We start from the raw sequence: 20,272 nt of genomic DNA, 5'->3' as shown, positions 1-20,272 counted from the left end.
TTGTGAGGGGGACGGTTTTTGCGAGGGGCCGATACCTGGGGCCGTGGCGGAGAGCCACGGCCACCGGGTTTATCAGCGCTTGGTGTTGGAACGGATGTTCCAGCCAAACTTGATCGCGCCGCCGTCTTTGGTGCCGTCGGCTTTCTGCGGCTGGTAGTCGACCATCACTTGGGCAAAGTTCAGGGTGACGTTTTCGGTCAGGCGATCATCAGTGCCCGAGCCGCCGGTGCTCAGGGACGTGACCAGCACTTCTTCCAGGTTGATCACCATGTACTCGACCTGGCTTTCGCCACCGGCCTTGCGCACGGTCAGCTTGACCTTGTCGATGTGCTTGCCGCTGGCGCAGTGCATCATCAGGTTCGGCGAGGCTTTGTCGACGTACTTGGTCAGCGACAGGTCCTGGATATTCACCTTGCCCGCGCCGCCACCACCGCCAACGTGCATGTTGCCGGACTGAGCCATGCCCCAGCTCCAGTTCAGCACGTCGATTTCGTCCTTGTGGGCCTTGTCCATGGACTCGCCCTTGATGTCGCCGATCTTGATGAAAATATCAACAGCCATGTTTTCTCCCTGTGTGGACTCAGCCACAGAATTTATTAACGCTGATCGTTCCCACGCGGAGCAAAGGAACGCATCCTGTGACGCTCTGCGTCACTGGGACGCGGAGCGTCCCGGGCGGCATCCCACGCGGAGCGTGGGAACGAGCTACGGTGTTATGCGCTTTTCGCCGAAGGCAGCTTCGATACCAGGCGCAGCGACACGGTCAGCCCTTCGAGCTGATAGTGCGGGCGCAGGTAGAACTTGGAGTTGTAGTAACCCGGGTTGCCTTCGACGTCTTCCACGATCACTTCGGCAGCCGCCAACGGGTGCTGGGCCTTGGTGGTTTCGGTGGAGTGCGCCGGGTCGCCGTCGACGTAGTTGAGGATCCAGTCCTGCAACCAGCGCTGCATCTCGTCCTTCTCTTTGAAGGAACCGATCTTGTCGCGCACGATGCACTTCAAGTAATGCGCGAAACGGCAGGTGGCGAACAGGTACGGCAGGCGTGCGGCCAGGTTGGCGTTGGCGGTGGCGTCCGGGTCGTCGTATTCGGCCGGTTTCTGCAACGACTGGGCGCCGATGAAGGCCGCGAAGTCGGTGTTTTTCTTGTGCAGCAGCGGCATGAAGCCGTTTTTCGCCAGCTCCGCTTCACGGCGGTCGCTGATGGCGATTTCGGTCGGGCACTTCATGTCCACGCCGCCGTCATCGGTCGGGAACGTGTGGGCAGGCAGGTTTTCCACTTCACCGCCGGATTCCACGCCACGGATGCGCGAGCACCAGCCGTAGTGTTTGAACGAACGGTTGATGTTCACCGCCATCGCGTACGCGGCGTTGGCCCAGGTGTACTTGGAGCTGTCGGCACCGTCGGTGTTTTCTTCGAAGGCGAAGGCTTCCACCGGGTCGGTCTTGGCGCCATACGGCAGGCGCGCCAGGAAGCGCGGCATGGTCAGGCCGATGTAGCGCGAGTCTTCCGATTCACGCAGCGAACGCCAGCCGGCGTATTCCGGGGTGGTGAAGATCTTGGTCAGGTCGCGCGGGTTCGACAGTTCCTGCCACGAGCCCATGCCCATCACGGTCGGCGAGGCCGCAGCGATGAATGGGGAGTGCATGGCGGCGCAGACTTTCGACAGCTCGCCCAGCAGCTCCACGTCGGGTGGCGACTGGTCGAAGTAGTAATCGCCGACCAGGCAGCCGTACGGTTCGCCGCCGAACTGGCCGTATTCTTCTTCGTACATCTTCTTGAAGATCGGGCTCTGATCCCACGCGGTGCCCTTGAATTTCTTCAGGGTCTTGTGCAGGTCCGGCTTGGAGATGTTGAGCACGCGAATCTTCAGCTGCTCATCGCTCTCGGTGTTGTTGACCAGGTAGTGCAGGCCACGCCAGGCGCTTTCCAGCTGCTGGAAATCCTGGTGATGGATGATCTGGTTGACCTGGGCGGTGAGCTTGGCGTCGATGGCGGCGATGATCGATTCAATCGACTTGATCGCGTCATTCGAGACCAGATCCGTCTGTGCCAAAGCCTGTTCGGCCAGGGTGCGCACGGCGGTTTCCACGGCTTCGCGGGCACGCTCGGTCTTGGGTTTGAATTCTTGCAGCAGCAGGTTCGCGAACTCGCTGGCTTCTTGGGTGGCACCCAGGTTCTGTGCGCCTTCGCGGGCGGTATTGTCGGTCATGATTATTGATCCCCAGCAGGCTTCGGCGCGCTCGCAAGGGCCTGCAGCAGTGCCGGGTCCTTGATCGCTTTCATGATGATTTCTTCAGCGCCGGTCTTGCCGTCCATGTAGGTCAGCAGGTTGGCCAGCTGGGTGCGGGCTTCGAGCAGCTGGTTCAGCGAGTCGACCTTGCGGGCCACGGCGGCCGGGCTGAAGTCGTCCATGCTTTCGAAGGTGATGTCCAGGCTCAGGTTGCCTTCGCCGGTCAGCTCGTTCGGTACGTGGAAGGCCACGCGCGGCTGCATGGCCTTGAGGCGCGAGTCGAAGTTGTCGACGTCCACTTCAAGGAACTTGCGGTCGGCCACGGGCGCCAGAGGCTCGGCAGGCTTACCGGCGAGGTCGGCCATCACACCCATTACGAAGGGCAGCTGGACCTTTTTCTCGGCGCCGTAAAGCTCGACGTCGTACTCGATCTGCACTCGAGGCGCACGGTTGCGCGCGATGAATTTCTGAGAACTTTGCTTCGCCACGTTGCTGCTCCTGGTCGCTTGAGCGACGGTGTTGTTACTGCACAGTCCGGCGGCTTACTCGTCGTCCGGGCCGCGCAGGTTTTCAAATTGGGACATGCCGTCGGGAATCAGATTGCGCACGATGGCCGCGAAGTCGGCGTGCACCAGATTCTTCGCCCGGTTCAACAGCACCGGCAGCGGGCTCGAAGGCTCGTGCCGGGTGTAGTACGCAAGGATTTTGTCGAGGCTGCGCAGCACGTCATCGCGACTGGCGATGTCGCCCGTCGGGCGTGGTGCGGCAGGGGCAGCAGCGTATTCAACCGAGGGGGCATTGTCGTCACTGACGGCCTCGGGCTCGCTGCTGGTATCGCTGTTCGGTACGCATTGGTTGAGGACTTGCAGCGCCTGCTTGAGCGGTTGCTTCAACAGGCTGAGGTCCACGCCCTGGGCCGAGCCGACCTGGTCGCTGACCTGTTGTTCGATGGCTTCGCAGGCGGCACGCGCGGCGCTCAAGGCGTCGCGGGTGGCTTGCAGTTGTTCGGAGTCGCTGTCGAGGAACGCGGCGTTGAGTTGCTGGGCGCCGAGCTGTTCATCGGGGAAACTCATCAAGCCGCTGGCGTTCAGCGCGGCGCGCAGGCTCACCGGCCCGAACGTGCGCGAGCGCGTAAGAATACTTTCGCGCAGCAGGCGAATGGTCGCGTCGCTGGTCAGGCCGGACAGGGCATTGATGCGTACGGTAGGGTCGTTATCGTCGTCGGCATCCAGGCGCGGGTGCAGGTCGGCCCAGTATTCGCGCAGCAGCGCGTTGATCAGCGTCAGAACTTCGGCCAGCCCGGCCACGCCTTGCAGGGCGAGGGAGCTTTGCAACAGGAAATGGGTGATGCGCAGGTCTTTGCTGCGCTGCAACAGGTCGAGGCTCTGCTGCTGGATGCTGCGCCATTCCGGCGGTTCAGCGGGCAAGATCGAGTCGCCCATGCTGCGCTCGGGTTGGCCTTTGGCGTCACGCTCCAATTGGAGAAATTGCGCGTCATATTCCATATCTTCGCCACACGGCGAAGTCGCGGAAACGGCGGCGAGCAGCAACGGCACATCCACTTGATTTGATCTCCCTATCCGCCCGTTAGATACCGGGCAATGCATGCATTAGTTGCGCAATGAACTTTGCATGTTTTCTTGGTCATATAGTCAGAGTGCCACTAATGTGACATCACTGATGTTCAAGAAGTTGTGCATTTTTGGTGTAGTAGTTACGCGTTGTCAAGGTAAGCTATTCGCCCTCTGTGACAGATGTGCGGTGCTTAACAACCTGCGCGACTGGTGGGTCGAGTGGCGCACCGGGACAGGATTTTTGTCATGGAGCCCCGTTAAGATCAGCGATCATGCTGACAAAAGCAGGTTGTGAAGGTCGATTGCACGACCTGGTGGGGATCTCTCGGGCACTGTCGTCCCGGGAGTCGACTGCGCGCGAAGTATCAGCAAGGAGGCAAGATGTCGCTGTGTTTGACTATCACTAGTTATCACAAGATTACCCCTGGGCAGTGCCCCGAAAAGTCCATGAATCAGGGCTCGATGGCTATCGGCCGCAGCTCGGATAATGACTGGGTGTTGCCTGATCCGGAGCGCCTGGTTTCTTCGCAACACTGTGTTATTCAATACAAAGATGGCCGTTATTATTTAACCGATAACAGCACCAACGGCGTGGAACTGGTTAACGCCGGCATTCGTATGCGCCGAGGCAACAGCGAGCTGCTGCAAGATGGCGAGCTGATCCGCATCGGCGATTACGAAATCCAGGCGCGCATCGACTTCAACGTGCAAGCCGTTGATAGCCAGCCGTTTACCGGTGATTCGCCGAACAGTTTTGAAGCGCTGATGGGCGCAGTGGCGAACACGCCAGCGCCAGCGCCTGTGCCGGTGATCGCGCCGCAGTTTCAGGGTGCTTCGTCGATGGACACGCTGCCCGACCTGTTCGACTTCCTCACGCCGACAGCCGTGCCACCACCGACCGTGGCAGACCACGTGCCCTCCGAGCAGCACGACTTCCGCCCGCCAACCCCGGTCGCCGTGCCCGTAGTCGAGAATCCGGTGGTGTCGGGCTCAGTCATTCCTGAAGACTGGGACCTGTTTGGCGACACGCCTGCGCCCGTTGTCAGCATTCCGACACCCGTCGCACCGCCGCCTGCGCCGCCCGTCGTCCAGCCGCCACCGGTGGTCGAGCCCGTGCCCCCCGTGGTCGACAGCCAACAGCCCGACCTCTTGCAAGCCTTCCTGCGCGGCGCCGGCCTCGACCAACTGCGCCTCGACAAAGCCGACGCTTGCGCGCAGATGGAAAGCATCGGCCGCAGCTACCGGCTGATGGTCGAAGGCCTGATCGACGTATTGCGTGCCCGCGCCAGCCTCAAGGGCGAGTTCCGCATGCAGCAGACGATGATCCAGCCTGCCGAAAACAACCCGTTGAAATTCGCACCGAATGCCGACGAAGCCTTACTGCTGTTGCTTCGTCATGGAAACCAAGCGTTTATGGCGCCGGACATCGCCGTGCGCGACAGTTTCGACGACCTGCGCGCCCATCAGTTGGCGGTAATGGCTGGTGTGGAGGCGGCGATCAAACACCTGCTCACGCGCTTTGAGCCGGCACAGTTGGAAGAGCGCATGGGCAAGCCCGCCGGGCTGTCGAGCCTGTTCAACGGCTCGCGCCAGGCCCAGTATTGGCAGCAGTTCACCGAGCTTTACAGCAATATTTCCCGCGAAGCCCAAGAGGACTTCCAGGACTTGTTTGGTCGCGAATTCAGTCGCGCCTACGAAGAACACAGCGCACGACAGCGTCGTTAAAGCGCGACGCAGTAATGGATAAAACGGATAGCTAAGTACGTCATTGAGGACGCAGGATGATTCCCAGGTTTTTACTCGCAGCCGCCACCGCGCTGCTGCTGACGGCGTGTGCCAAGGATGCCGTCAAACCCGAGGCCGCCGCGCAAGCCGAGGCGGACACCGCCGCCGTCGAGCTGCACTTTCACGCCATTGCCGGGCTCAACCCCGGCGCCAACGGCCAGGCCGCCCCGGTGCGGGTGCGCATCTTCGAGCTGAAAAACGCCGCCACCTTCAGCCGCTCCGACTACTTCGCACTGGCTGATCGCGCGCAATCCACCCTCGGCCTGGACCTGCTCGACCAGGACGAAGTGATGGTCCAGCCCGGCCAGCAACTGAGTATCAAACGCGACCTCGACCCGTCCACGCGCCAAATCGGCTTGCTGGTGGGCTACCGCGAGCTGGACCGCGCGCAATGGCGCACGGTGCTCACCGTACCGGCGCGCCAATACACCGAATACCAGATCAGCCTCGATGTGCGCGCGGTGCGCGCTGACGTCGTGGTTCCCCCATCCAGCCCTGCCCAATAAGAAGCAATCGGAGCCCCCATGTCCTGGAACAATCGCGTGGTCTGGTCGGAAGGCATGTTCATCGGAACGCAGCACTTCCAGCAGCATGACCGTTACCTGGAAAACCTGATCGACGCCCGCAGCCGCCCGTTGTCTGCCGGCGCGTGGGGTTTTTCCGAGCTGTTGATTGACCAGGGCCTGCTGGCCCAGGGCAAGCTGGCCATCGTGTCGGCGCGCGGCCTGTTGCCGGATGGCACGCCGTTCAATATTCCCCAGGATGACCTGGCGCCGAGCCCGCTGAATATCGACGACAACCTGCGCGACGGCCTGGTCTACCTGGCCTTGCCGCTCAAGCGTGCAGGCGCGCGTGACACGGTAGACGACGGCGAAGACCTCGGCGCCGCACGTTATGTCAGCCAGGTGCGCGAAGTCCGTGATGACAATGCCCCCTTCGAAAACCGCGCGCCGGTAGCCGTGGGCTCGCGCGCGCTGCGCCTGTTGACGGCACAAGATGGCATCAGCGATTACGCCGCCATTGGCCTGGTGCGCATCAAGGAAAAACGCGCCGACCGCGCGCTGGTGCTCGACGACACTTACATTCCACCGGTACTCGACGTGGCCGCCAGCAAACCGCTGACCGCCTTTCGCAGCGAACTGCTCGGCCTGCTGCACCAGCGTGGCGAAGCCCTGGCCGGTCGTGTGGTCGCCTCGGGTGCCGGTGGTGCGTCGGAGATTGCCGACTTCATGCTGCTGCAACTGGTCAACCGCGCGCAGCCGCTGCTCCAGCATTTCAGCCAGTTGAGCCCGCTGCACCCGGAGCGTTTCTTCAGTGAGCTGGTGAGCCTGGCCGGCGAGTTTTCCACCTTCTCGACTTCGGGTCGGCGCCCCCAGGAATACCCGCACTACCAGCACGACGACCTGGCCTTGAGTTTCGCCCCGGTGATGGCGGCCTTGCGTGAAGCGCTGTCGATGCTGATCGACAGCAAAGCCACGCCGATCCCGATTGTGGAGAAAGCCTACGGCATCCACGTGGCGATGCTCGCCGACAAAACCCTGCTCGACAGCGCCAGTTTCATCCTCGTGGTGCGCGCCGATGTGCCCGGCGAAACCCTGCGCGCGCGCTTCGGCCAACAGAGCAAAGTCGGTTCGGTGGAACACATCCGCGACATGGTCAACCTGCAACTGCCGGGTATTGGCCTGTTGCCGTTGCCGGTGGCGCCACGCCAGATCCCGTACCACGCGGGCAGCACCTATTACGAACTGGACCGTGGCAGCGAGTACTGGCAACAGCTGAACAACTCCGGTGGCTTTGCCTTCCACATCGCCGGGCAGTTCCCGGGCTTGAACCTGGCCTTCTGGGCGATCCGAGGATAATCCGCGATGCATCCCAATGATGATGACCGCACCCAGTTCATGCCGCGCCCGGGTGGCCGTGCGCCGGAACCTGCGCGTGCAGAACCGGCGCCTTTATCGATGCCGGCCGCGCCGATCCTGACCGGCAAAAGCCAAGGCCTCAACCCGTTGGAAAGCGCCGCCGGCCCGCTGTTGGCACTGTTGACGCGCCTGCGCAACACCATCGCGCACCCGGCACCGGCCAGCCTGCGCGCGCAGTTGCTGGCTTACTTGCGCCAGTTCGAAGAGCGCGCCGAAGCCGCTGGCGTGGCGCGCAATGAAGTGCTGCTGGCGCGTTACGCGCTGTGCACCGCGCTCGATGAAGCGGTGCTCAGTACGCCGTGGGGCAGCACCAGCGACTGGGGCAAGCAGAGCCTGTTGATCACCGTGCACAACGAAGCCTGGGGCGGCGAAAAAGTCTTCCAGTTGCTCGACCACTGCCTGCAAAGCCCGCGCGAGCGTTTGTATTTGCTGGAGCTGTTGTACCTGTGCATGTGCCTGGGTTTCGAGGGCCGTTACCGCGTGATGAATGACGGTCGCAGCCAGTTGGAAGCCTTGCGTGAACGCACCGCCGCCGCCATTCGCAGTGCGCGTGGCGAACACGAGCGCGAGCTGTCGCCGCACTGGCGCGGCGTGACCGTGGCGCGTGATCGCCTGGCGCAATTCATGCCGCCGTGGATCGCCGTGGCCATCGGCCTGGCGTTGCTGCTGGCGTTGCTGTTCGGCTTGCGCATGAAGCTGGCCTCGGACGCCGAGCCGGTGTTCAAGAACATCCATGCCCTGGGCGAGATTCCGGTGCAGGCCATCGACCGGCCGGTGGCGCAGCCGAAAGTCATAGAGCGGCCACGCCTGGCCGGTTTCCTGGTGGAAGACATCAAGGCAGGCCGCGTGGCCGTGGAAGACAAGGTCGACCGCTCTGTGGTGACGATCCGCGGCGATGAGCTGTTCGCGTCCGCCAGCTCCAGCATCGTCGATGACTACCAGCCGTTGATGCTGCGCATCGCTGACGCCATCCGCAAGGTCAAGGGCCAGGTGCGCGTCACTGGGCACAGTGACAACCGCCCGATTGCCACGCTGCGCTTCCCGTCCAACTGGGCGCTGTCCGAAGCCCGCGCCAAGTCGGTTCTGGAGATTCTGGCAGCCAAGACCGGCCAGGCGGAGCGCTTCAGCGCCGAAGGCCGAAGCGACACCGAGCCTGTGGCCACCAACGCCACTGCCGAAGGCCGTGCCCGCAATCGTCGGGTTGAAATCACCGTATTGGCGGAGGGCGTCGAGTGAAGGCGTTTTTCAGTTTCATGATTCGCTGGGTGATCCCCGTGCTGGGCCTGATTGCCCTGAGCCTGATCATCTGGTTTGTCGGGCCGTTGCTCGACTTTCTGGTGCCGGAAGGGCGCCGTTGGGCGCTGATCATCCTGGTATTTGCGGTGTGGATCGCTTACCGCGTGTTCCGCATTATCCAGGCCCGGCGCCAGGCTGCCGAAGTGATGCGCAGCCTGGCGGCCGAAACCCCGGTCGATCCCAACAGCGTCGCCACTGCCGAAGAGTTATCGACCCTGCGCCAGCGCATGGACGAAGCCCTGGCATTGCTGAAAAAGGCCAAGCTCGGCGGTGATGAGCGTCGCAACCTCTACGAGCTGCCGTGGTACGTGATCATCGGCCCGCCGGGTTCGGGCAAGACCACCGCGCTGGTCAATTCCGGCCTGCACTTCCCACTGGCCGCGCAGCTGGGCGCCGGTGCGGTGCGCGGCGTCGGCGGCACGCGCAACTGCGATTGGTGGTTTACCGACCAAGCCGTTTTGCTCGACACCGCGGGCCGCTATACCACGCAAGACAGCAACTCCACGGTGGATAAAGCCGCGTGGCTGGGCTTCCTTGACCTGCTGAAAAAGCAGCGTTCGCGCCGCCCGATCGATGGCGCGTTTATCGCCATTAGCCTGTCGGATCTGCTGCTCGGCACGGATGCCGAGCGCGCCGCCCATGCCGCTGCGATTCGCCTGCGTATCCAGGAGCTGTACACCCAGCTGGGCGTGCGTTTCCCGATCTACCTGATGCTGACCAAGCTCGACCTGGTGCCGGGCTTCATGGAGTACTTCGACAACCTGAGCAAGGAAGACCGCGCCCAGGTATGGGGCATGACCTTTGCCCTGGACGACGGCAAAAACAGCGACAGCCCGTTGGCGACGCTGCAAAGCGAATTCGCCGGCCTGGAGCAGCGCCTCAACGAACGCTTGGTGGAGCGCCTGCAACAGGAGCGCGACCCGGCCCGGCGCGACCTGATCTACGGTTTCCCGCAGCAATTCGGCGCCTTGAAGGATTGCCTGCAAGGCTTCCTCGAAGGTGTGTTCAAACCCAACGCCTTTGAAGAGCGCGTGTTGCTGCGCGGCGTGTACTTCACCAGTGGCACCCAGGAAGGCAGCCCGATTGATCGCCTGATCGGCGCCATGGCCCAGAGCATGAATCTGGACCGCCAGCACCTGGCGCGCCAGAGCGGCACCGGGCGCAGTTATTTCATCGAAAAACTGTTCACCGCCGTGGCCTTTGCCGAACGTGGGCTGGTGGGTGTGAACCCGAAGGTCGAGCGTCGGCGCAAATGGATCGCACGCGGCGTGCTGGCCGCGACCGTGGCGTTGGTGGTGGTGGTCAGCGGTTTATGGTGGGTGAGTTACCGCGCCAACCAGGCGTACATCGCCCAGGTCGATCAGAAGGTCGCGCCGCTGGGCCAGACCGTGCAGAACCTCAGCCCGGCGCAGCGCGAAGTACTGGCTGTGCTGCCGTTGCTGAATGCGGTGAAGAACCTCGCGGGTGATTCGCCGAGCTGGTCAGAAGGCCTGGGCCTGTACCAAGGCGACATGCTTGAAGCCGAGTCCGCCAGCGTCTACCGCAAGCTGTTGATCGCCGTATTCGCGCCACGCCTGGTGACGCGCATCGAGGAACAACTGCACGGCGGCGGCAATTCCGACTTCCTGTACGAAGGTCTCAAGGCCTACCTGATGCTCGCCGACGCCGAGCATTACGACCCGGACTTCATCAAGGCCTGGATCGCCCTGGACTGGGACCGCAACCTGCCGCGCGACCTGCCGGCCGATCAGCGCCAGGCGTTGAGCGGGCACTTGCAGGCGCTGTTCGAACGCCACCCGCCGAACGCACGCCTCGACCCACGGCTGATCGACGACCTGCGTCGGCAGCTGCAACAACTGCCGGTGGCCCAGCGCGTCTACGACCGGGTAAAACGCCAGAAACTGCCCGAAGGTGTCCCGGACTTCCGCATTAACGAAGCTGCCGGCCGCGACGCTGCGCTGGTGTTCAGCCGCAAAAGTGGCAAGCCGTTGGGCGAGCCACTGAGTGGGTTCTTCACCGCCAAGGGTTATCGCCAGGCATTCCTGCTCAGCAGCCTGAACCAGACCGGCACCCTCGCCGAAGAGCAATGGGTGCTGGGCCGTGAGCAGGCCGACCAGCAGAACGTGGTCAGCCTCGCCGCCGATGTGCGCCGCCTGTACTTCCAGGATTACCAGCGCCAGTGGGACGCGCTGCTTGCCGACATCGACTTCGTGCCGATCACCAGCGTGGCTCAGGCGGCGGATGTGCTGCGGGTGATTTCCGGACCTACGTCGCCGCTGAAAAAGCTGCTGGTGGCCGTCTCCAAGGAAACCGATCTGCAAGCCGAAGAACGCCAATTGGCCGCCAAAGGTGTGCCGGTGGAAGGGGGTGTCGACAAACTCAAGGAGCGCCTTGGCAGCCTGCTTGGCCAGGAGCAACCGACCGCCAACGCACCGCAGGCGGCAGACGATCCGGTGACCGCGCACTTCGCCGAACTCAACAGCATCGTCAGCAAGAATGAAGGCGAACCGGCTGCCATCGATGGCCTGCTGGCGGACATGAACGCGCTGTATGTGCAGGTCAGCGCCATGGTCGGCGCCAGTGGCGATGCCTTGCTCGGCGAGGCGAAGAACCAGGCAGCGGCGGCGGCCACGCGGGTCAGCCTGAACGCCGAACGCCAGCCGCCGCTGGTGCAGGGCATGGTCAAGTCGGTGGTCAATTCCACCACCAACAGCATGATGGGCGGCGTGCGCAACCAACTCAACGCGGCGTGGGTCAGCGAAGTGGTCAACGTGTACCGTCAGTCCCTGGCCGGGCGTTACCCGATGGCGCCGGGCAGCGCGCGTGACGCCACGCTGGACGACTTTGGTCAGTTCTTCGGCGTCGGCGGGGTGATGGACAACTACTTCCGCAAGTACTTGCAGCCTTACGTCGACACCTCCGCGCAGACCTGGCGCTGGCAGCCGGGCGCTGCGCAGAAGCTCGGGATTGCGCCGGGCGTGTTGCAAACCTTTCAGCGCGCGGCGGCGATTCGTGACGCGTTCTTTCGATCGGGCGGGACTCAGCCGATTGTGCGTTTCGAGCTTAAACCGGTGTCGATGGACCCGACCATCACCCAGTTCCTGCTCGACCTGGACGGCCAGCAAATCAGCTACGACCACGGCCCAAGCCGCCCGGTGGCCATGCAATGGCCGAACCCCGGCAGCATCGGCGTGGTGCGCATTTCGATCATGCCGCCATCGGCCAGTGGCCGTTCCGGCGTGACCCTGGACGGCCCGTGGGCCTGGTTCCGCTTGCTGGAACAGTCGGACCTCACCGCCGGCAACTCGCCGGACCGCTTCAACCTGCGCCTGCGGGTCGACGGCGCGAGCATCGCCTACGAGTTGCGCGCCAACAGCGCCTTCAACCCGTTCAAGAGCCGTGTGCTCAGCGGCTTCAGCCTGCCGGAGCGGTTATGACCACGCTGGGTTTCTACGGCAAGTTGGCCAGCCGCGGTGACTTTGTCAGCCGCGCCTTGCCCCAGAGCTTTATCGGCCCGTGGGACAGCTGGCTGGCGGCGGGCTTGCTTGCCAGCCAGAACAGCCTCGGCGGTGACTGGCTCAACGTGTATTTGGTCAGCCCGTTGTGGCGCTTCGTGCTGGCGCCGGGTGTGTGCGGGCCGGATGCGGCGGCGGGTGTGGTGATGCCGAGCATTGACCGGGTCGGGCGGTATTTCCCGCTGGCGGTGGTGGCGTTGCTCGATCACGACACCAACCCGGCGTCGCTGGTCGGCGGGCCGGACACTTGGTTCGAGCAGGCCGAAGAGCTGCTGCTCAGCACCCTGGATGCCGGCGCGACCTTTGAAGGCTTCAACGATGGCGTCGACAAACTCGGCATTCCGGCCAGTGAGCAACGCGCGGTGGACAGCCGTTTTGCTGGCCTGCAGCGGGTGGCCGCCACCGTGCCCCACAGCCGCATGACCGCGCTCGCCGAACAGGCCTGCGAGGGCGCGAGCCTGTGGTGGGGCCGTGGCTCGCAGGTGATTTCCCCTGGTTTATTGCGGTGTCAGGGCTTGCCTGCCGCCGGCGATTTTGCGCAGTTTTTGCTCGGACAAGAAGGTATGATGTAGATGGGGTCGACGTTCAAATCCGCGAGCAAAAGCCATGTGGGCATGGTCCGTCAGGTCAATGAAGACGCGTGCCTGGACCTGCCGGAGAACCGCCTGTGGGTGGTGGCCGACGGCATGGGCGGGCATGCGGCGGGGGACTACGTCAGCAGTTTGATCGTCGACAGCCTGCGCAATGTGCCGGTGGGGCGTTCCCTCGACGAATACTCGGCGGCCTTGCGCAATGACCTGTTGCGCATCAACGCGGCCGTGCGCGAAGAAACCGCCAACCGTGGCGTGACCATGATGGGCAGTACGGTTGTGGTATTGGCCGCACGCGGCCTGCGTGGCGTGTGTTTGTGGGCTGGCGACAGCCGCCTGTACCGCCTGCGCGACGGCGTGCTCGAAGGCATTTCCCGCGACCACAGCTACGTGCAGGACCTGCAAGACAGCGGCCTGCTCAGCGAGGCCGATGCCCGCGTGCACCCGCGCGCCAATATCGTCACCCGCGCGATAGGCGTGGAAGCCCAGTTGGAACTGTCGGTGGTCGATTTGCTGATCGCCCCCGGTGACAGCTATCTGCTGTGCAGCGATGGCCTGAACAAAACCGTCGAAGACCATGAAATCCGCGAGGTGCTGGGCCATGACGCGCCGGACGAAATCGTGCGCAGCCTGGTGCACCTGGGCCTCAACCGAGGTGCGCCGGACAACATCACCGCCATTGTCGTGAAGGTTTCGCCATGAACATCGTGATTCCGGGTTATGACATCGAAGGCGAGATCGGCGAAGGCGCCATGGCCAGCGTGTACCTGGCGACCCAGCGCTCGCTGGAGCGCAAGGTGGCCTTGAAAGTGATGGCTGCCGCGCTGGCGGCCGACCCGAGTTTTTGCGAGCGCTTCCTGCGTGAGGGCAAGACCCTGGCGCGCTTGTCGCACCCGCACACGGTGACCATCCATGACATCGGCAATGTCGGTGAGCTGTATTACATGGCCATGGAATACCTGCCCAACGGCACGCTCAAAGAGCGCATTGCCGCCGGGCTGACGCCGGAGCAGGGCGTGACGCTGATCCGCCAGATCGCTTCGGCCCTGGGCTATGCGCATGCCCAAGGCTTGGTGCACCGTGACGTCAAGCCGGCGAACATTCTGTTCCGCGCCGACGGCACCGCCGTGTTGTCGGACTTCGGCATCGCCAAGTCCCTGGATGACCGCACCCAGTTCACCCAGGCCGGATTTGCCGTGGGCACGCCGAGCTACATGAGCCCGGAACAGGCGCGGGGCCAGGAGATTGATGGCCGCGCCGACCTCTACGCATTGGGCGTGGTGCTGTATGAAATTCTCGTCGGCAAGCTGCCTTACACCGGCACCGATGCGCTTTCCACGGCGCTTGCGCACTTGACCGAACCCCTGCCCGAATTGCCGGTGCACCACGGCCGTTATCAGGACGTGCTGCGCAAGCTGTTGGCCAAAGACCCGGCGGAACGTTTCCCGGATGCGGCGGCGTTGCTGCGCGCGCTGGACCAACTGCCGGCGGAGTCGCCGGAAGCTACGCTGGTGCGGCCGTTGCCGATTCCGCTGAGTTTTGACCTGGCGGGCATGACGCCGGTGTCTATCGAGATTCCGACCGATAAGCCCCAGCCGCAACCGGTGCGCCAGCCGGTGGTGACGCCAACCCAACACAACGCCGTATCGGAGCAGCGTCGTGGGCCGGTGTTGGCTCTGGCTGCGGTCGCGGTGGCTGTCGCGCTGGCCATTGGTGGTGCGAGTTATTGGTGGCTGAGCGGTAGCGATACGCCGGCGGCACCGCCCGCTGCGGTGGTGCCAAAAACGCCCGCGCCCCCTGAAGTAAAAACGGCTGTGGCCGATGCGGACGGCGGCCAGCGGCCCTTGCTGATGGCGGGCAAGAAAACTCTGTTCCAGCGCGTGCTCAGCAAGCCGGGCGCCAAGCTGTCCCATGACGCCGGTGGTGCCTCCGGCGAAGCGCTGCCAGCGTTTTCGGTGCTCTACGTGTACCAGCGCAAAGACGTCGATGGCAGCCCCTGGGTGCGTGTCGGCGCCGCCACCGATGGGCGCAGTGATGGCTGGCTGCCGGCCGCCCAGGTCAGCGACTGGAAGCAGAGTTTGGTGCTCAAGTTCACCGAGCGCTCGGGCCGCGCGCCGGTGATGTTCCTGCGCCAATCCAGCGAGGTGGAAAAGCTGTTGGCTGATCCTGCGGCGGCCAAAGGCGTGCTGGCCAAGGCGCAGAAGAACAGCGAAGACAATCAGCAAGTGCTGGCGCTGGAACCGACGGCCAGCGCCGTGCCGCAGAACCAGTTTTACCTGCTGCCGATCTTCGACTCCAAAGAGAGCTTCGACGAAAACGGCCAACCGGTGCAGTTGCTGAATGTGGCCTCTATCGATCCCGGCAGCAGCGCTGCTGCGAAGCCGACTGCCCGCGCGACCAACACCAGCGCCGACGCCTTCCGCACTGCCGTGGTGCTGGTGGTCGACACCACCGTGTCGATGCAGCCTTACATCGACCAGGTCCGCGATGTGGTGCACGAGTTGCAGACCCGCATCGCCGAGCGCGGCGAGTTGGACAGCGTCAGTTTCGGCCTGGTGGGCTTTCGCAACAGCATCAAGAAAACCCCCGGCCTGGAATACGTCGCCAAGACGCTGATCACCCTGGATCAAGGCCGCGATCCGCAACGCTTCCTCGACATGGCACGCCAGGTCAAAGCCTCCACCGTGTCCAGCCACTCGTTCAACGAAGACGCGTTTGCCGGGGTGATGCAGGCGGTGGATGGCATGGATTGGTCCGGCTACGGCGGGCGCATTATTCTGCTGGTCACCGACGCGGGGGCGCTGCGCAAGAACGACCCGTTCGCCGCCACGCAAATGAACGAAGCCGAAGTGCGCCAAGCCGCCTTGGGCAAGCAGATCAAGATCTACGCCTTGCACCTGCGCACCGACGCCGGCAAGAAAACCCACGCCGGTGCCGAAACCCAGTACCGCGTGCTGACTGCCGACACCAACCCGCAGATCGGCGACCTCTACACGCCGGTGCCGGGTGGCGACGTGCGCAAGCTGGGTGAGCGTGTCGACGAGATCGGCAGCGTGTTCGCCAACCTCGTGCACCAGGTGCGCAGCAACACGCCACAGCCGGTGCCGCTGTTGAGCGCCGCGCCGACCTTGGCCGACAAGTCCGCCGCCGTCGGTTACGCCATGCACATGGACTTCCTCGGCCGCAAAACCGCCAGCCAGGCGCCGCAACTGGTCAGCGCCTGGACCGCCGACCGCGACCTGACCAACCCGGCACTGCCGGCGTTTCAGGTGTGCGTGATGCTGACTAAATTGCAGCTCAACGATCTGCAGCAGTCGCTGAAGCTGATCGTCGACGCCGCACGCAAAACCCAGACCTCGCCCAAGGACTTCTTCCAGGAAATCGCCAGCGCCTCGGCGTACATGAGCCGCGACCCGCAAGCACTGCGCAAGGGCGGCAACCTCGCCGATGGCGGCATCCTCGGCGAATACCTGGAAGGCCTGCCGTACCGCAGCAAGTCGCTGAACATGACCCAGGACTTGTGGTTGTCGTTGAGCGTGGCCGAGCAGGAAGACTTTATCGACGAGCTGGATTCGAAAATTCGTCTCTACGAAACCTTCCACAATGACGTGGCCAACTGGGTCCGATTCGGCGATGCCGAGCCGGGCGATGCGTTGTACCGCGTGCCTTTGTCGACGCTGCCGTAATGCTGAACCTGAGCGCAGTGCACAAAAGCCGCGGCGTCGGCGGCCAGCGCTACAGCCTGGTGATTCCGGCGCTGCAACTGCGCGCGGGTGAACAATTGGCGATTGTCGGGCCCAGTGGCTGCGGCAAAAGTACTTTGCTCGATGTGCTGGCGCTGGTGCTGGCGCCGGATCAGGTTGGCCAGTTTGAGTTTGATCAGGTTGATATCGGCGGGCTGTGGCGTGCTGATCGGCAATCCACCTTGGCCGAGTTGCGCAGCAAAAACCTGGGCTATGTGCTGCAAACCGGCGGCCTGCTGGGGTTTCTTGATGTGCGCAGCAATATCGCATTGTCCCGGCAGTTGTTGGGTTTGAAGGACGACGGCAGCGTGGCGCGCCTGGCCGAGCAGTTGGAAATCAGCGATCAGTTGGCCAAGAAACCGGCGGCGCTGTCGGTGGGCCAACGCCAACGCGTGAGCTGCGCCCGCGCCTTGGCCCATGCGCCGCAATTGGTATTGGCGGATGAACCGACCGCGTCGCTGGACCCGCTGAATGCTGAGCGCGTGATGCAGGCGCTGTTGGCCCAGGCCCGTGAGCACCGCGCGGCCTGTGTGATCGCCACCCATGACGAACCCTTGGCCCGCGCCAGTGGCTTGCAGGTGCGGCGCATCAGTTGCCGGCGCGACGCCGATGGCGGCGTCACCGCTACGCTCGGGGAGGTGTGCTGATGCGTATCGGCCTGGTGGCGTCGCTGGCCTGGCAGGATTACCGCAACGATGCGTGGCTGTCGGCCTGTTCGGTGCTGGCGCTGGTGGCCGTCATCGCGCCATTGCTGGTGTTATTCGGGCTGAAATTTGGACTGGTTAGCAGTTTGACCGAACGCTTGGAGACCGACCCGGCCACCCGTGAAATTATTCCGTTGGGCGGTGGTCGATTCAACGCGGCGTTTATCGAGCAGCTTGCCCAGCGTAGCGATGTAGCCTTTGCCGTGCCGCGTACACGGCAAATTGCGGCGACGGCGCAAGTGGGCACGCTGACTCTGGAAATGCTACCAACGGCGCCGGGTGATCCGTTGCTCGTGGATTTGCCGATGCCTCGCGGCCTGGACCAGATCGTGCTGAGCCACACCGCCGCGGAAAAGCTCGCGGCGCGGCCGGGCGATTGGCTGGAGACCCACTTTGCGCGGCAAGTGGCGGGGCGCGTCGAAGCCCAGCGCACGCGGTTGCAGGTGATGGCGGTGCTGCCACTGGAAGCGTTTGCGCGTGACGGTTTGTTTGCTGATTTGGGCTTGCTGGAAGCGGCGGAAGATTATCGCGATGGCCGTGCAGTGCCGGCGTTGGGTTGGGAAGGTGAGGCGGTCGGCGCGACAGAGCAGCGGGTGTACCCGGCGTTTCGTCTGTACGCCCGCAGCCTCGCCGATGTGGAACCGTTGCGGGTGTTTTTTGCCGGGCAGAACCTGTTGGTGTCGACCCAGGCCAACACCATCGCCCAGGTGCAGTCGTTGAGCCGCAACCTGTCGATCGTGTTCTGGATCATCGCCGGGTTGGCCTTGGCGGGCGCGTTTGCGGCGATCTTCGCGGGGGCGTTGGCGGCCGTGGCGCGCAAGCGCCGAGAGTTGTCGGTGTTGCGGTTGTTGGGGTTTTCCACCGCCGGGCTGTTGCTGTTTGTGGTGCTGCAAGCGCTTTACAGCGCAGGCGTTGCCGCCGTGCTCAGTGCCGGGTTGTATGGCGTGGCCGAGGCGGGTTTGAATAAATTATTTGTGCAGGTGCCGGGTGAATACGCCAGCCACCTGCTGGCACGTCACTACGGCCTGGCCCTGGTTGCAATCCTTGGCGTCAGCGCCGTGGCGGCGGCTTGTGGCGGTTGGCGAGTGGCGCGTATCCAGGCTTCTGAAGGAATCAGAGATGTATAAGTTACTGGGCGCCTGCGTGGCGCTGAGCTTGGCTTCGCTGGCGTGGGCGGATGAGGCGAGCGACAAACTCGACAACCCCAAACCGTTGCCGGATGACGTGAGCCTGCCGCTGCCGTGCGACGGCAACATGGTGTTCCGCTACGCTTACGTGCTGGCTCAAGGCACCCTGGATGACCGCGAGATCAGCCTCGGCTACCCGTTCAGCGAAGGCGAGGCCGGTTATCAGCAGTCGTTTATTTCCGGCTACCGCCGCGACTTTATCAACGGCCAGTTCACCCTCAAGGATTTGCCCAAAGACTGGAACACCGTCATCGCGCCCTTGATGCCGAAGACCGACGCCAAAACCCCGCTCAAGCCGATGCTGTATTTCATCGGCAAGTACGAAGTGACCGCACGCCAGTACGCCCAGGTGATGTCCCAGGCGCAGTCGCTGGCCAGTGGCGAGCCGGCGCCGGCGTGCGATGCGCCCACCGGCATGGCCGCGCGTTTGCCCAAGGTGAAACTGTCGCGCTTTGAGGCCGAGCGCTTCTCGGCGGTGTACAGCGCCTGGTTGATGAAATATCACCGCGACTTGCTGCCAGTGAGTGGTCGCGGTTCTTCGGCGGAAGACGGCGGCCTGGGCTTTGTGCGCTTGCCGACGGAAGTGGAATGGGAGTTCGCCGCGCGCGGTGGCCAGGCGGTGAGCCGTCAGGACCTCGAAGGGCGGCTGTTTCCACGCCGCGTCGAAGGCAGCGAAAGCGACGGCCCGTTGAGTGATTACGCGGTGTTCAACCAGGTCGCTGGCGGCACCGGACAGGCGGCACGGCTGATGCCGATTGGTACCAAACTGCCCAACCCGATTGGCATGTTCGACGTGATCGGAAACGCGGCGGAAATGGTTCAGGAGTCGTTCCAACTGGTGCACGCCGGGCGTCGCCAGGGCACCTATGGCGGCTTTGTGGTCAAGGGCGGCAACTACCTGGAAGGCGAGGGCACGCTGTTTACCGGCATGCGCCGTGAGTACCCGTTGTTCGCCGCCGACGGCACCGAGCAAAGCAACGAGACCACCGGTTTTCGCGTGGCGATTGGCGCGCTGTCGGCGCCGCGCTCGCGCTACAAGGAATTGTTCGCGCAGTGGCAGAAAGAAGGCCGCCTGGCCTCGCTGACCGACGCCATCGACGACGCCCAGGACCCGACCAAGCGCCTGGACAGCATCATCGCCGCCAGTGTCGATCCCAAGTTGCAAGCCGAGCTGGGGCTGGTCAACGAAGAGCTCAAGCGCAACGTTTCGCTGATCGCCCAGCAACGCGAAGAAGCGGCGGGCAACCTGATTCAGTCGGCCGCGTTGGTGGCCGAGACCATCGCCAACTACAACATCCGCCTGGCCAACTTGCAGAAAAGTCGTCAGCAAGCCCTGGACAACAAGGACGCGGCCAGCGCGCAGCTGTTTGACATGGCCATCGCCAATGGCCGTAGCGCGCTGGATGGCGCGGTGGCGATCTATATCGACAACCTGGCCACCGGCACGCGCTACACCGATGCGGTGATCCAGGCGCAGTTTCAACGAATCAAGGAAGAGTTGGATCGCAAGCCTGTGCTCGGCAAGAGCCTGGTGACGCGCGCAACACTGTTCGTTCGCCATGTCGGCAACTACCGCAAGCAACAGCGGGCCGACCCGGCAACGATCTTGAAGGAATTGCTCGCAGCGAGCGGTCAGCGGTCTTGATCGCTGGTTGTATAGCGAGCTTGGAAGGGACTCAGGCGGCGGTGGGCCGTGCTGGGCAAGTCAAACTTAAAAGAGAACACACC

General features: G+C 63.6%; 15 protein-coding genes. 11 read left to right on the top strand and 4 right to left on the bottom strand.

All coding sequences use genetic code 11. From position 1 onward, the window contains the following. Positions 1–72: 72 nt before the first annotated feature. The 4 genes from HX783_RS09325 to tssA form a co-directional block, all read right to left on the bottom strand. Complete coding sequence (locus HX783_RS09325) at positions 73–561, bottom strand: type VI secretion system tube protein Hcp (protein ID WP_005792512.1); 489 nt, start codon at positions 559–561, stop codon at positions 73–75. Positions 562–713: 152 nt separating this feature from the next. Next, positions 714–2,210, bottom strand: a complete 1,497-nt coding sequence (tssC, locus tag HX783_RS09320) for a type VI secretion system contractile sheath large subunit (RefSeq protein WP_177016711.1) — start codon at positions 2,208–2,210, stop codon at positions 714–716. A gap of 2 nt (positions 2,211–2,212) precedes the next feature. Further along, on the bottom strand, positions 2,213–2,719 hold the full coding sequence (gene tssB / locus HX783_RS09315; RefSeq protein ID WP_010207547.1) for a type VI secretion system contractile sheath small subunit: 507 nt from the start codon (positions 2,717–2,719) through the stop codon (positions 2,213–2,215). 54 nt (positions 2,720–2,773) lie between these two features. Beyond that, entirely contained in the window at positions 2,774–3,793 is a 1,020-nt protein-coding gene (gene tssA, locus HX783_RS09310; protein WP_177016710.1) for a type VI secretion system protein TssA, read from the bottom strand. A gap of 393 nt (positions 3,794–4,186) precedes the next feature. Between tssA and tagH the strand changes: the two genes are divergently transcribed. From tagH to HX783_RS09255, 11 genes are read left to right on the top strand one after another with little or no spacing between them, the layout of a single operon-like run. After that, on the top strand, positions 4,187–5,530 hold the full coding sequence (tagH, locus tag HX783_RS09305; RefSeq protein ID WP_177016709.1) for a type VI secretion system-associated FHA domain protein TagH: 1,344 nt from the start codon (positions 4,187–4,189) through the stop codon (positions 5,528–5,530). Between the two features lie 56 nt (positions 5,531–5,586). Next, positions 5,587–6,096 carry a type VI secretion system lipoprotein TssJ gene (tssJ, locus tag HX783_RS09300; protein ID WP_177016708.1) on the top strand — a complete coding sequence of 170 codons (510 nt, stop codon included), beginning with the start codon at positions 5,587–5,589 and terminating at the stop codon, positions 6,094–6,096. 18 nt (positions 6,097–6,114) lie between these two features. Then, positions 6,115–7,449, top strand: a complete 1,335-nt coding sequence (gene tssK, locus HX783_RS09295) for a type VI secretion system baseplate subunit TssK (RefSeq protein ID WP_159961062.1) — start codon at positions 6,115–6,117, stop codon at positions 7,447–7,449. 6 nt (positions 7,450–7,455) lie between these two features. Continuing rightward, positions 7,456–8,745: a DotU family type VI secretion system protein gene (locus tag HX783_RS09290; protein ID WP_159961059.1), complete on the top strand. Its 1,290-nt coding sequence runs from the start codon at positions 7,456–7,458 to the stop codon at positions 8,743–8,745. After that, complete coding sequence (gene tssM, locus HX783_RS09285; protein ID WP_177016707.1) at positions 8,742–12,242, top strand: type VI secretion system membrane subunit TssM; 3,501 nt, start codon at positions 8,742–8,744, stop codon at positions 12,240–12,242. Before HX783_RS09290 ends, tssM begins: the two co-directional genes overlap by 4 nt. Next, entirely contained in the window at positions 12,239–12,892 is a 654-nt protein-coding gene (tagF, locus tag HX783_RS09280; RefSeq protein WP_177016706.1) for a type VI secretion system-associated protein TagF, read from the top strand. The genes tssM and tagF overlap by 4 nt, the downstream gene beginning before the upstream one ends. Next, entirely contained in the window at positions 12,893–13,612 is a 720-nt protein-coding gene (locus HX783_RS09275) for a PP2C family serine/threonine-protein phosphatase (RefSeq protein WP_159961053.1), read from the top strand. It begins immediately after the preceding gene. Then, the gene (locus HX783_RS09270; RefSeq protein WP_177016705.1) at positions 13,609–16,596 is read left to right on the top strand and encodes a serine/threonine-protein kinase; all 2,988 of its coding nucleotides are present in this window, start codon (positions 13,609–13,611) and stop codon (positions 16,594–16,596) included. The genes HX783_RS09275 and HX783_RS09270 overlap by 4 nt, the downstream gene beginning before the upstream one ends. Further along, positions 16,596–17,300 carry an ABC transporter ATP-binding protein gene (locus HX783_RS09265; protein WP_177016704.1) on the top strand — a complete coding sequence of 235 codons (705 nt, stop codon included), beginning with the start codon at positions 16,596–16,598 and terminating at the stop codon, positions 17,298–17,300. The genes HX783_RS09270 and HX783_RS09265 overlap by 1 nt, the downstream gene beginning before the upstream one ends. Further along, a complete protein-coding gene (locus HX783_RS09260) occupies positions 17,300–18,484 on the top strand; it encodes an ABC transporter permease (RefSeq protein ID WP_177016703.1) in 1,185 nt (394 codons plus the stop codon). Before HX783_RS09265 ends, HX783_RS09260 begins: the two co-directional genes overlap by 1 nt. Beyond that, positions 18,477–20,189, top strand: coding sequence for an SUMF1/EgtB/PvdO family nonheme iron enzyme (locus HX783_RS09255; protein ID WP_177016702.1), 1,713 nt, complete (start codon positions 18,477–18,479; stop codon positions 20,187–20,189). The genes HX783_RS09260 and HX783_RS09255 overlap by 8 nt, the downstream gene beginning before the upstream one ends. Positions 20,190–20,272 lie beyond the last annotated feature (83 nt).

Source organism: Pseudomonas sp. D2002, from assembly GCF_013385735.1.
In the GTDB taxonomy this organism is placed as follows: Bacteria; Pseudomonadota; Gammaproteobacteria; order Pseudomonadales; family Pseudomonadaceae; genus Aquipseudomonas.
Note: the sequence above shows the minus strand (reverse complement) of the source record. Positions and strands in the feature narration are given on the sequence as shown.

Coding starts and splice junctions, on each gene's coding strand:
- HX783_RS09325 (WP_005792512.1), bottom strand. CDS start 561: ATGGCTGTTGATATTTTCATCAAGATCGGCGACATCAAGGGCGAGTCC.
- tssC (WP_177016711.1), bottom strand. CDS start 2,210: ATGACCGACAATACCGCCCGCGAAGGCGCACAGAACCTGGGTGCCACC.
- tagH (WP_177016709.1), top strand. CDS start 4,187: ATGTCGCTGTGTTTGACTATCACTAGTTATCACAAGATTACCCCTGGG.
- tssJ (WP_177016708.1), top strand. CDS start 5,587: ATGATTCCCAGGTTTTTACTCGCAGCCGCCACCGCGCTGCTGCTGACG.
- tssK (WP_159961062.1), top strand. CDS start 6,115: ATGTCCTGGAACAATCGCGTGGTCTGGTCGGAAGGCATGTTCATCGGA.
- HX783_RS09290 (WP_159961059.1), top strand. CDS start 7,456: ATGCATCCCAATGATGATGACCGCACCCAGTTCATGCCGCGCCCGGGT.
- tagF (WP_177016706.1), top strand. CDS start 12,239: ATGACCACGCTGGGTTTCTACGGCAAGTTGGCCAGCCGCGGTGACTTT.
- HX783_RS09275 (WP_159961053.1), top strand. CDS start 12,893: ATGGGGTCGACGTTCAAATCCGCGAGCAAAAGCCATGTGGGCATGGTC.
- HX783_RS09270 (WP_177016705.1), top strand. CDS start 13,609: ATGAACATCGTGATTCCGGGTTATGACATCGAAGGCGAGATCGGCGAA.
- HX783_RS09265 (WP_177016704.1), top strand. CDS start 16,596: ATGCTGAACCTGAGCGCAGTGCACAAAAGCCGCGGCGTCGGCGGCCAG.
- HX783_RS09260 (WP_177016703.1), top strand. CDS start 17,300: ATGCGTATCGGCCTGGTGGCGTCGCTGGCCTGGCAGGATTACCGCAAC.
- HX783_RS09255 (WP_177016702.1), top strand. CDS start 18,477: ATGTATAAGTTACTGGGCGCCTGCGTGGCGCTGAGCTTGGCTTCGCTG.